General features: G+C 33.7%; 7 protein-coding genes. All 7 read left to right on the top strand.

Annotation, left to right across the window (positions count from 1 at the left end; translation table 11 throughout):
* The first annotated feature begins 1 nt into the window (after position 1).
* The 7 genes from M4I23_RS08935 to M4I23_RS08905 all read left to right on the top strand — a co-directional run bounded on the left by M4I23_RS08935 (position 2) and on the right by M4I23_RS08905 (position 12,883).
* Positions 2 to 2,809 carry a heparinase II/III family protein gene (locus M4I23_RS08935; protein ID WP_249754158.1) on the top strand — a complete coding sequence of 936 codons (2,808 nt, stop codon included), beginning with the start codon at positions 2 to 4 and terminating at the stop codon, positions 2,807 to 2,809.
* Positions 2,799 to 3,698: an alpha/beta hydrolase gene (locus tag M4I23_RS08930; protein WP_249754157.1), complete on the top strand. Its 900-nt coding sequence runs from the start codon at positions 2,799 to 2,801 to the stop codon at positions 3,696 to 3,698. Before M4I23_RS08935 ends, M4I23_RS08930 begins: the two co-directional genes overlap by 11 nt.
* Before the next feature lies 1 nt (position 3,699).
* Entirely contained in the window at positions 3,700 to 6,066 is a 2,367-nt protein-coding gene (locus tag M4I23_RS08925) for a PDZ domain-containing protein (protein ID WP_249754156.1), read from the top strand.
* Positions 6,067 to 6,072: 6 nt separating this feature from the next.
* Positions 6,073 to 7,440 carry an alpha-L-fucosidase gene (locus M4I23_RS08920; protein ID WP_249754155.1) on the top strand — a complete coding sequence of 456 codons (1,368 nt, stop codon included), beginning with the start codon at positions 6,073 to 6,075 and terminating at the stop codon, positions 7,438 to 7,440.
* A gap of 93 nt (positions 7,441 to 7,533) precedes the next feature.
* Positions 7,534 to 8,484 carry an SGNH/GDSL hydrolase family protein gene (locus M4I23_RS08915; RefSeq protein ID WP_249754154.1) on the top strand — a complete coding sequence of 317 codons (951 nt, stop codon included), beginning with the start codon at positions 7,534 to 7,536 and terminating at the stop codon, positions 8,482 to 8,484.
* A 415-nt stretch (positions 8,485 to 8,899) separates the two neighbouring features.
* Entirely contained in the window at positions 8,900 to 11,200 is a 2,301-nt protein-coding gene (locus tag M4I23_RS08910) for a heparinase II/III-family protein (RefSeq protein WP_249754153.1), read from the top strand.
* A 9-nt stretch (positions 11,201 to 11,209) separates the two neighbouring features.
* Positions 11,210 to 12,883 (top strand): FAD-dependent oxidoreductase, encoded by a 1,674-nt coding sequence (locus M4I23_RS08905; RefSeq protein WP_249754152.1) that lies wholly within the window; start codon positions 11,210 to 11,212, stop codon positions 12,881 to 12,883.
* Positions 12,884 to 12,887 lie beyond the last annotated feature (4 nt).

Genomic DNA, 12,887 nt, shown 5'->3' with positions numbered 1-12,887 from the left:
AATGATAAAAGGAGCAGTAAAAAATTATATATCGATTTGTTTATTGATGGTGTCGCTTTCCGTTTTAGGACAAAGTGTAAAACATCCAAGAATTTATACCAACAATGAATCTAAAGACGCTTTTCTAAAAACTTTAGAAGAGGTTTCTTGGAAGAAAGATCTAGTTGAAAAGAAAAAGAAAAACCTAGAGAAATATCTTGAATATGTTGAAAAAGATCCAAGTTGGTTAGTTTCACGGCTACAAATGAACTGGAAAACAAAACATGATAAAGTCTATTTGAACGCTGGCGATTTTTCTCATTCCGAAGGTTCTGCTCCAGTTGCAACTGTTAGATATTCGGGAACTCGAGATTGGGCTACAGATTATAATAGACCTAAATTGGAAGATGTAATTCCTTATTTAGACGATCCTAAAGGTTTGTATTTAGAGAATAAGAAAACCAAGAAAATGGAATGGATTCATCCGTCTAAAGCTGGTTTTGCTATAGAGAAAGTGAATGAACAAATTATGGCATTGGCAGAAGATGCTGCATTTTTGTATTGGTTAACAAATGATAAAAAATATGCAGATTTTGCTGCACCTGTTTTTTTGACTTATATGGATGGTATGTTTTATCGTGATGCGCCAATCGATTTAAAGAAAACTATTCAACAAAAAATATCTGGTTTAGCCACTTTCGAGGTTATTCATGAAGGAATAGTAGTATCTCTAGTAACGGTTTACGATTTTATGTATAACTATTTTGAAGCTAATGAAACGAATTTAGATCATTCGGTTGCTGTGTTTCAGAAATGGGGAGATCAAATTATAAAAAACGGAATTCCAGATAATAATTGGAATTTATTCCAAGCGCGTTTTTTAACTTATATCGGTTTAGTTTTAGAAAGTGATTCAACTTATAAAAATGGAAAAGGACGCGAATATTATTTAGATCACACTTTCGAAACATCAACGGATAGACAGTTGGCGATAAAGGAATCTTTATTAGTTTACGATCATAAAAATGGTATTTGGCCAGAATCGCCATCGTATTCTGTACACGTAATTACCACGCTCTTACGCATTTTTACACTTTTAGATAACTCAACTAATAAAGACGAGTTTTTAAATTATCCCATAGTTGAAAAAGCTGCTTTGGCATCATTTCAATATTTATTTCCAAATGGATATACTATAGGTTTTGGAGATGCCAATCATAAAATTTTACCACCTGAAAACTTCGAGCTTTTAATTTCTAATTATCAAAAATATGATAAGACAGAGAAAGAAGTATTAATTTCTGGAATCCTTTCTAAAATGATTTCCGATGATTTATATACTCGAAAAGCATCTGATTTCTTTCAACTTTTCTTTTATGCAGATGAATTAAAATTGAATAAAAACGAAGTGTCTCCGAGTATTAAAAACTTAACATCTCCTACATTTTATGCGTCTAATGTGAGTATGTTTAACCAGCGAATGGGTGATAAGGATAATGCTGTAATGGTATCTACAGTTGGGTCTTACGGTAATCATGCACATGCTAACGGTGTTTCTATGGAACTTTTTGCAAACAATTATGCATTAGGACCAGATATGGGAAAAGGGCCGAGTTATTGGCATCCAACGCATCGTGAATTCAATTCGAGATTTCCTGCGCATAACACGGTTATTGTCGATGGTAAATCTGATTATAGTGCCATGCGTTCGTTTAATCCATATCAATTAGAAAATAGTTATCCAAAAACGGGAGAAACACCAAGTTTTGATAAAATCACGTTTTCTAAAGTGGTGTTTTTAGAGCCTGCAACGGTTTCCAATCAGCAACGCTTTACCGCTATTATAAAATCGAATACAGCTAAAAATTATATTATCGATGTATTTAGGTCTAAAAAACAAGAAGCCGGACCACAGAAACACGAGTATATTTATCATAATTTAGGACAGTCGTTAGAAATTACAGATTCTAAGAATACCGTTTTAAAACTTGATAAAACTTCAGATTTAAGTTCTAAGAAAGGAGATTTAAAAGGTTATAATTATTTTACCGATAAATTTAAAGCACAAACATCTGGTGCTGTTCAGGCTGTTTTTACATTAAAAACTGAAAATAATCCTGATAATTTAATGAAATTGTGGGTAAAAGGGAGCGAGAGTCAAACAATTTATAAAGTGAATTCACCAGCATCTAATGCAATTTCAAAAGGAACAGCTCCATTAGAAATTCTTAAAAAACCTACGCCAACTTTAATTTTAAAGAGAAATGCTGCCGCTTGGCAAAACCCATTTGCAGTTGTTTTCAATCCATATTTTGAAGGCGGAGAAAATCCTATTACTAATGTTTCGTATAAATCATTCGAAAAATATCCAAGTACGCAGGTTATTGATGTTTTATTAAGTGATAAAATAACTAGCGATCATATTGTAGTTAATGCTTCCGATGTTGATATTGCTAAAAATGAGAACTTTTATCAAAAAGGCTTACTTTCAATAAAAAGGCAGGCATTAGAAAATGAAACGCTCGATTTTTTATTCCTTTCAGGGATGTATAAATATGAAAATGATGGTTGGGATATTGTATCTTCAGGGAATCCTTTTACTTTTTCAATTGAAAAAATAAAAGAAGGGTTTACATTTGAAACAGACGAGGCAATTACAATAAATATGCCTTTTATTAAAGGTGATAAGCCAGCTGAATTAAGACTTTATGAAAGTGGTAAATTGGTTGCTAGCCGAAAAGGAACAACAAACAGAAATAATGATGCCCAGTTAGTCTTTAAAATAGAGAAAGGGTACGATAAAGCTGAAATTATATTGAATGGAAAATAGAAAAATATTAGGCAGTATGTTTAAAAAAATAATATTTACAGTATTAGGTTTACTTGTTTTTGTATCATCTTATGGTCAAGAAAAGTGGGAGCCAGTATCTAAAGATGTTATCTATAAAGTGGTTAATAACGACTCATTAATGCTTCGTGTTTATTTTCCCGAAAAATTTAAAAAAAGAAAAAAATACCCGACCATAGTTTTCTTCTTTGGAGGCGGATGGAATAGTGGATCTATTAGTCAGTTTGAAGATCAATCTAAATATTTTTCATCTCGAGGTATGGTTACCGTTGTTGTAGATTATCGTATAAAAAACCGTAATAAAACATCGCCTTTTGAAGCTGTAAAAGATGCGAAGTCGGCTATGCGTTATTTAAAAATTCATGCCAAAGACTTCGGAATCGATACAAATAAAATGGTTGCTTCTGGAGGGTCTGCAGGAGGACATTTAGCGGCTGCAACAACATTGCTTCCTGGTTTAAACGAATCTACGGATGATCTTGCGGTAAGTCCAAAAGCGAGTGCGTTAATCTTGTTTAACCCCGTAATAGATAATGGAGAAGGCGGTTATGGTTACGAGCGTATTGGCGATCGTTATATGGAAATTTCACCAATGCATAATATTACAAAAGGCGCACCACCAACTATTTTCTTTTTAGGAGATAATGATAAACACATACCGGTGGCTACAGGAAAGGAATATAAGTCTAGAATGGAAGCGGTAGGAAGTCGATGCGACCTTTTTATATATGAAGGGCAAGAGCATGGTTTTTTTAATAAGTCTAAAAACAAAGGTAAATACTATTATGAAACCGTTTATGAAGCCGATTTGTTTTTACAGTCTCTAGGGTATTTAAAAGGAAAAGCAACTATAACCAAAACTAAAATCTAAGATGAAAAAACTAAGTGTAATTATTGTGTTTTTTGTGTTATTGGCGTCCTGTTCTTCAGCAACAGACATTATAGAAATTTATGTTTCTCAAAATGAAGTAGCAAATGCAGATGGAAGTAAAGAAGCGCCTTTTTTTAATATTTCTGAAGCTATAAAAAAAGCGATTGAAATAAAATCGACCAATGCGGACGCTGAGGTTGTTGTCAATATTTTACCAGGGCAATATCATTTATCCGAAGCTATAAAAATACCAGCATCGTTAAGTGGTTTAACTATAAAAGGAACTAATGCTTCGGAAGTTAGTATAAAAGGATCTCAGGTTTTAGAGGCTAAATGGAAAACTTTTAGCAATAATGTTTTTGTAACTAATGTTCCTGCAGGTTTAGATTTCGATCAGTTTTTAGTAAACGGAAAACCACAAATTTTAGCACGTTATCCAAATTATGATGAGAGTGCTCAATATTGGCAAGGCTATGCTGCCGATGCTATTTCTAAAGAGCGCGTTGCAACTTGGGCAAATCCTGAAGGTGCAATTTTTAATGCATTACACAACGGAAGATGGGGCGGTTTTCATTTTGAAATAACAGGAGTTAATGATGATGGAACACCCATTTTAAGTGGAGGACAACAAAACAATAGAGGTTCAAAACCGCACGAAGAATACCGTATGGTAGAAAATGTGTTTGAAGAGCTTGATAGTGCAGGCGAGTGGTTTTTGGATAAAAAAAGAAACAAATTATATTATTGGCCAGAAAGTATAAGTGCTATTAATGATTTAAACTTTGAAGTTTCAGTATTAAAAGATTTAATACAAGTGGTTGGAACTTTAGAAAATCCTGTAAAAAACGTAACTATATCAGGTATTAAATTCGAAAATACTACACGTACATTTATGGAAGATTTCGAGCCGTTATTGCGTAGTGATTGGACTATTTATCGTGGAGCTGTTGTCTTCTTTGAAGGTACAGAAAATTGTAAAGTTGAACATAGTGAATTCACCAATTTGGGTGGAAACGTTATTATGGCTAGTAGATACAATAAAGGGTTAGAAATTAAAGATAATTATATTCACGATTGTGGAGCAAGTGCTGTTTCATTAGTGGGAGATGTTTCGGCTGTAAGATCGCCGGCTTTAACTTATAGAGAGTTTGTTCCAGTAGCAGAAATGGATACGGTTTCGGGACCAAAAGGTGAATTGTATCCGCGAGAATGTTTGGTTGAAAATAATTTAATTCACCGTATTGGCCGTGTTGAAAAGCAAACGGCAGGTGTTCAAATTTCAATGGCGATGGATATTATGGTTCGACATAATAGTATTTACGATGTACCGAGAGCAGGTATTAATATTGGAGATGGTACTTGGGGCGGACATATTTTAGAATTTAATGATGTATTCAATACTGTTTTAGAAACTAGTGATCATGGCTCGTTTAATTCTTGGGGAAGAGATCGCTTTTGGCACCCAAACCGTCGTATTATGGATAGCTTAACTACGGCAAATCCAGATATGCCAAAATGGGATGCGATAAAAACAACCATTATTAGAAATAACCGTTTTCGTTGCGATCATGGTTGGGATATCGATTTAGACGATGGTTCATCGAATTATCATATTTATAATAATTTATTATTAAATAACGGATTAAAACTGCGTGAAGGTTTTAATCGTGTTGCCGAAAATAATATTATGGTAAATAATTCTTTACATCCACATGTTTGGTTTGCTAAAAGTGAAGATGTTTTTAAACACAATATCGTTCAGAAAGGCTATCAAGATGTACGATTATCTGGTTGGGGAAAAGAGATGGATTACAACTTTTTTCCGAATGAAGAATCGATGTTGAAATCTCAAATTTACGATAGAGATTTACATAGTGCCTTTGGTGATCCCATGTTTAAAGATCCTTCATCATTAGATTTTTCGGTTGCTGAAAATTCTCCTGCATTAAAAATAGGTTTCAAAAACTTTCCAATGGATCAATTTGGAGTGCAGAATGCTGAGTTGAAGAAAATAGCTAAAACACCAGAAATTCCAGTGATGAGAGATCCTTCCGAAGAAAATAAAAAAGGAGCTCTTGTTTTGGCTTGGTTGCGTAACGAATTGAAAAGTGTAGAATCTGAACAAGAACAATCGGCTTACGGATTAAATACTCCAGAAGGCGTTATTCTTTTAAAAGTTTGGTCGGGTAGCCCTGCTGTTAAAAATAACGGACTTAAAAAAGGCGATGTGATTCTTGAGGCTGCTGGTAAGAAAGTAAAAACGGTAAAAGATTTTTTTCAAATTAATGTTGAAAATAAAACGGATAAATTAGACTTGGTTATCATGCGTAATCAGTCGGAACAAAAAATAACTATAAACACTAAATAAAAGAAAATGAAAAATTTAAACAAAATACTATTGCTAGCATTGGTGGTTGCGTTAAACACCAATGTAGGTTTTGCTCAAAGTTCCAGTAAGAAAAAATTATCTGATGACGAGCGTATGGAATGGTGGCGCGATTCTAAATTCGGGATGTTTATTCACTGGGGGGCTTACTCTATAATTGGAGGTGAACGCGGTACTAAAATTGCCGGAGGTGGTGCCGAATGGGCGATGGATAAATTAGATTATACGATTGAGGATTATGAGAAGTTTCCTGAAATGTTTAATCCTCAATTATTTGATGCAGATGCTTGGGTGTCTATGGCTAAAAATGCTGGGATGAAGTATATTGTATTAACGTCTAAGCATCATGAAGGTTTTGCTCTATGGGATTCAAAAGTATCTGATTATGATGTTATGGATACCTCTCCTTTTAAACGTGATATTGTTAAAGAATTATCTGAAGCTTGTAAAAAACAAGGTATTAAGTTTTGTTTATATTACTCTATTGTAGATTGGCATCATCCACAAGCACAAGGGAATTTATACCCTAATTACAACATTTCGCAACATGATGATCCATCGGTTGTAAATCCGGAATTTCCTGAATATTATGAAAACTATATGAAACCTCAAGTAGGTGAATTATTAAAAAATTACGGCGATATTGGTGTGGTTTGGTTTGATGGCGATTGGATTTCTGATTATACTACAGAAATGGGTAAGGATCTTTATAAATATATTCGTGATATTCAACCTAATACTATTGTAAATAATAGAGTTGATAAAGGAAGAACTGGAATGGATGGTATGAACAATCACCCAGGAAAGTTTGCAGGAGATTTTGGAACACCGGAACAAGAAATTCCTGATACAGGTATTGATACGGATTGGGAAGCTTGTATGACTATGAATGGAACTTGGGGATACAAGCCATCTGATAATAACTGGAAGAGTAGCGAAGATCTTATTGAAAAATTAGTGGATATTGTTTCTAAAGGAGGTAACTTTTTATTGAATATTGGACCTGATGGTTTCGGAAGATTTCCAGCTGAAAGTATTCGTCGTTTAGACGCAATGGGGCAGTGGACTAAGAAAAATGGTGAAGCTATTTATGGCGCTTCAGCAAGTCCATACGCAAAACCAAAATGGGGACGTTATACTCAAAAAGATGGAGTGGTTTATGCTCATGTTTTCGACTGGCCAAAAGATGGATTGTTAAAGCTTAACAAAGATATTAAGTTTAAAAAAGTAACTTTATTAACTGATCCTGATACAGAATTAAAAGCATTAGGAACATCTAGAGAAGTAATAGTTGAAGTGCCTATGTTGGCACCAGATCTTCCTGTTTCTGTTGTAAAGATAGAGTTAGCAAATTAATTATAGAATTGATTGATTAAAAAAAGGAATGAACAGACAAAGAGCTTTTGGAGTGTTTGGCTGTTTAATCTAAAGTAATATTAAATATAGAAAATGATGAATGTTTACAAGAAACTAATAATTTTTACAATTGCTTTTGTTTTAAATATTGGTATAGGGTTTTCTCAAACAATTCCTTATGAAAAACCAGAATGGGGAGCCTATACAGAAGGAGAAGAAGGTTTTTTATTGGCACATGTTGTTAATTGGCCAGAAGATGGTAAATTGGTTATAGACAGAACGATTAAACCAAGAGAGGCAAGATTGCTTTCTGAACCAGATAAAAAAATAAAAATAAAATTAATTGATGGTAAATTAACTGTTTTATTACCTGAGAATGCTCCTGATGCACAGGTTTCAGTTGTGAGAATACAATTAATACCTACAGAAGATTGGGCAAACTTAAAACGATATAGAAAGGCTAATGCCGAATTAAGAGCACCCATTAAAAATGAAAAAAGAGTGGTGTTTATAGGGAATTCTATTACAGATAATTGGACAAGAGATCACGGATCATTTTTTGAGGCGAACCCTACCTATGTAAATAGAGGAATTAGCGGTCAAACTAGTGCGCAAATGCTGTTAAGGTTTAAACCAGATGTTATTGAGTTACAACCAAAAGTTGTTGTGATTTCCGCAGGAACTAATGATATTGCTGGTAATAGAGGTTATATCAGTCTAGAGCGTATTGCTGCAAATATATTTTCTATGGCAGAATTGGCGAAAGCAAATAATATAAAAGTTATTTTAGCTTCTGTGTTACCAGCTTCTAGTTATTCTTGGAGTCCATCCATTGAACCAGCAGATAAAATTGTGGAATTAAATAAACTTATAAAAGCCTATGCTAAAAAGAATAAGATTATTTATTTAGATTATTACACGCCAATGGTTAATGAAGATAAAGGTTTGAAGATGGAATTAGGTAGAGATACTGTACATCCCAATGGTGATGGTTACGATATTATGGAGCCTTTGGTAAATGCAGCCATAAAAAAAGCTTTATAGAAGCAATAACAAGTTCTGTTTTAGCTCGTAAGTTTTAATATTAAGTCAAGATGTACTAAAATCACTTTTAGTACATCTTGACTTTTTTTATGCAATTTAATGAGTAATAACATCGAAATCTACCCGAATGGTTTATGATCTCAATTCAGTGGGTAATAGTTTTCATATTTCTCTAAAACTAATAAATAACATTAGATAAATAGGAGATAGTTATTAACTAAAAGTTAAGTGATGTTATTGGTTAGTTAAAGAAATCGGAGCAAGAGATTGGCTTGTGTAAATTTCGTTTTAAAGTTATCTTCCGATAATCAATCATAATTTATAGTGTATGGATAATGGTTTATAGAGTTTGTTTTTCATTTTATGTATTATTGAATATCAAATTAAATTTTAATAATATATTCTTTTCAAACAAATGAGAAAACTCCTTTTAATTTTTTTGTACTTTTTAACTATTGGTATAACAGCTCAAGAAAGAAATTATTTATTGTACACAGATAGCAATATTTCTAAACTAAAAAATCAAATTTCTAATGATAAGTCTGTAAAGGACCATTGGAATACACAGTATAAAAAGGCCAAAGATTTACTTAAAAAAGATAAATTAAAGTCAAAGGATGGCCTTTTATTAGGCTTAGTTTATAGAATGACTGGTGAAGAAAAATTTGCTAGTAAATTAAAAGAAATACTTCTTAGTTATACCTCCAGAAAAACTTGGGAAGGCGCTACGTTGCTAAAAAGAACACCAGCATGGAAAGCTGGTTTAGGAACCTCGCATACCAGTTATGATATCGCTATGGGGTTCGATTGTATTTATAATTATCTATCGGAAACAGAACGGCAAGACATCGCGAAAGATATTGTGCGCTTGGGGATAACACCTGCAAGAGAGGATTGGTTAGAGCCAGAAAAAAATATGCATACCTACGATACTATGGGGCATAACTGGTGGAGTGCCTGTGTTTATATGACTGGATTAACGTCTTTATCGGTACGTAATGAAATTCCTGAGGCTACAAAATGGGCCGAAGAAATTCAGGAATCGGCTATAGAGTGGATTAATTATACAGGAAGTGTATTGCAAAATAAACCACCCACTTTTGATCAAGATGGCGGCTTTTATGAAAGTATAAATTATGCTTCGTATGCAGCTTCGCAATATTTGTTGTTTTTATCTGCTTATCAAAATGTGTGGCCAAATACCCCTATATATAAATCTCCAATACTTGATAAAATTGGTGATTTTTTCATCAATACAACCTATTATGTCAAAAGTGGGGAAGATCTTGCTGTTAATTTTGGGGACTCTGGGCTTATTGCTACTGGAGATAGAATAGTGCGATTACTTTGGAATTTAGGATATCAAAATGAAGGGTATCAATATTACATGAATCATATAAGTAACGGTGAGAATAGAGATTCGAGTTCGGCTGAAGCTTTAATTTTAAATCCCGATTTTAAATCTAACAATTTAAGTTTTTCAAAAAACCGTCCTAAATCTCATCTATATAAAGATATGGGCTGGGCAACCATGAGAAATTCTTGGGATGATAATGCGACTATGTTAGCCGTGAAATCTGGATTTACTTGGAACCACGCACATGCCGATGCTGGATCGTATATTTTATTTCATAATGGTAAAAATTTAATAATAGATTCTGGTGGTGCTAGTTATTTAAGTCCATTGTATACCGAGTTTTATTGCCAAAGTGAGGCTCATAATGTGATTTTTTTCAACGGAAAAGCGCAAAACAGAAAGGATCCATATTTCGGAAATGTTAATCCTGGGTCGTTGCACAATTTAGTTGAAGGCGATAATTTTAAATACTTATTAGCAAACGCTACAGGACCTTATTCACACATTTTAACTCGTAATTATCGAAATTTTATTTGGGTAGGCGATGTGATATTAGTGATAGACGATTTATTAGCTTTTGAACCTGGGAAATTTGAATGGTTTTTACATTACAATGGGGAATCTACCTTAAAAGGAGGTATTGATTTAACCATTAAAGATGAAGATGCTAAAATAAGAGTACGTCCGCTTTTTCCAAATACGTTTCCTCCAGGAGGCGAACGTCCTCACGATTTTCCTGAGCACATGTTATTAACGCAAAAAATAGGGCATGAAGATCATCACCCTGAAGAAGAAAAACCTTTTTGGTCTATCAGTCATTTTGAAGAAACAGCAAGAACTAAATTTATTTCTGCCATTATTTTAGAGAATGATGACAATGAAAATAATCTACCGGTGATTACCCGAGATGAAACCAAAGATTATTTAAAAGTATCCATCACTCAAAAAGGTGAGACGACCGAAGTATATTTTAATTTATTAGCAGATGGAAGTTTAAAACATAGAAACAGCTTAATTAATATCGATGGCTGGGAAACCGATGCTTATATCACCGTTTTAAAATTTGATGAAGGTGCAGATAAAACAAATATAAATAATGTTAATGAAGTCTTTATCGGTCATGGTAGTTATTTGCGTCGTGATGGGCAAGTGCTAATTCATGCGTTATCTAAATATACCGCCTTAGTTGAAAACTTTGGAGCGCAACCTAATTTAATTTTTCAAGGACAACCCAATGCAACCGTTAATCTTTATAGTCCAAAAAACATCAATAGCTTAAAGTTAAATGATGCTAATAAAAATGGAGATTATAATGATTCTAAAAAGACAATCAAATTATTAATTAGAGATAATAAATAGGAAGAAATTATGATCAATTTTAATGTAAAGAATAGGAATAAAATAGTGCTTTTACTCATGTTAGTTGTGAGTTTAATTCAAGTAAGTTGTGGGTCTTCCGAAGAAAAACAAGAATATGATGCCGATGTTATTATCTACGGTGGAACTTCGGCCGCGATAACAACAGCAGTGCAATTAAAGCGTATGCATAAATCTGTATTAATTGTTTGTCCGGAAAAGCATATCGGCGGACTATCTTCAAGTGGTTTAGGTTTTACCGATCTTGGAAATAAAGAAGTGATTGGTGGTATTTCAAAAGAATTTTATACAAGCGTTTATAACCATTATCAAGATGAAGCAGCGTGGAACTGGCAACCTAGAAATGAATATGGAAACGAAGGACAAGGGACAACAGCTATTGATGATGATTTAAAAACTATGTGGACTTTTGAACCACACGTAGCTGAGAATATTTTCGAAAAAATGGTTACCGATAATGATATTAAAGTTATTAGAAATAAATGGTTGGATCGTGATAATGGTGTGGAATTATTAGATGGAAAAATAGTGTCCATCACGATGTTGACAGGTGAAAAATATACAGGTAAAATATTTGTAGATGGTACTTACGAAGGTGATTTAATGGCTGCCGCTAATGTAAATTACCATGTAGGTCGGGAGGCTAATAGTGTTTATAATGAAACTTGGAATGGTGTGCAGAAAGGTGTGTATCATCACAGTCATAATTTTCAAGAGTTAAACATTAGCCCTTATGTTATTCCAGGAGACTCCACAAGTGGTGTTTTACCGCGTATTTCAACAGCTCCTCCGGGAGAACAAGGTTCTGGAGATAACCGAGTACAAGCTTATAATTACAGATTATGTACAACAAATGCAGAAGGAAATGTTGTTCCTTTTGAAAAACCGAAGGATTACGATCCAGCAGAATACGAACTACTAAGGCGTGTGTTTAAAGGGGGACGCTATTCTATGTTTGGTGGAGGTGAAATTCCAAATCATAAACGAGATGTTAATAATGTAGGCCCTTTTAGTTCAGATAATATTGGTATGAATTATGAATATCCAGAAGCATCCTATGAAGAACGTAAAGTAATTTTGGAAGAGCATATTAACTATCATAAAGGGTTACTTTACTTCTGGGGACATGATGAGAGTGTGCCAGAACGCTTTAGAAAAAGCATTAAAAAATGGGGGCTTGCTAAAGATGAATTTCAGGATAATAATCATTGGCCGTATCAAATTTATGTGCGAGAAGCTAGACGTATGATTGGGGATTTTGTAATGACGGAAAATGAAATTTTAGGAAGAAGTAAAGTCGATAAACCTATAGGTATGGGGTCTTATACCATGGACTCCCATAATGTGCAACGTTATATTACTAAAGATGGTTATGTTCAAAACGAAGGAGATTTAGGTGTCGATGCCGAAGAACCATATCAAATTCATTTAGGAACCATTTTGCCAAAACAAAAGGAATGTAAAAATCTAATTGTACCATTAGCAGTATCGAGTTCACATATTGCATTTGGTTCTATTCGTATGGAACCTGTTTTCATGATTTTAGGTCAAAGCGCGGGAACGTTGGCTGCGTTAGCTCTTGATGAAGATATAGATATTCACGAAGTGTCTTATGATGAATTGAAAGAGAAACTAATCGCCGACGGGCAAGTGTTAAGTTATTAATCGA

Source organism: Algibacter sp. L4_22 (genome assembly GCF_023473045.1).
Taxonomy (GTDB): Bacteria; Bacteroidota; Bacteroidia; order Flavobacteriales; family Flavobacteriaceae; genus Algibacter.
This window is presented reverse-complemented; position numbering and strand designations above follow the sequence as displayed.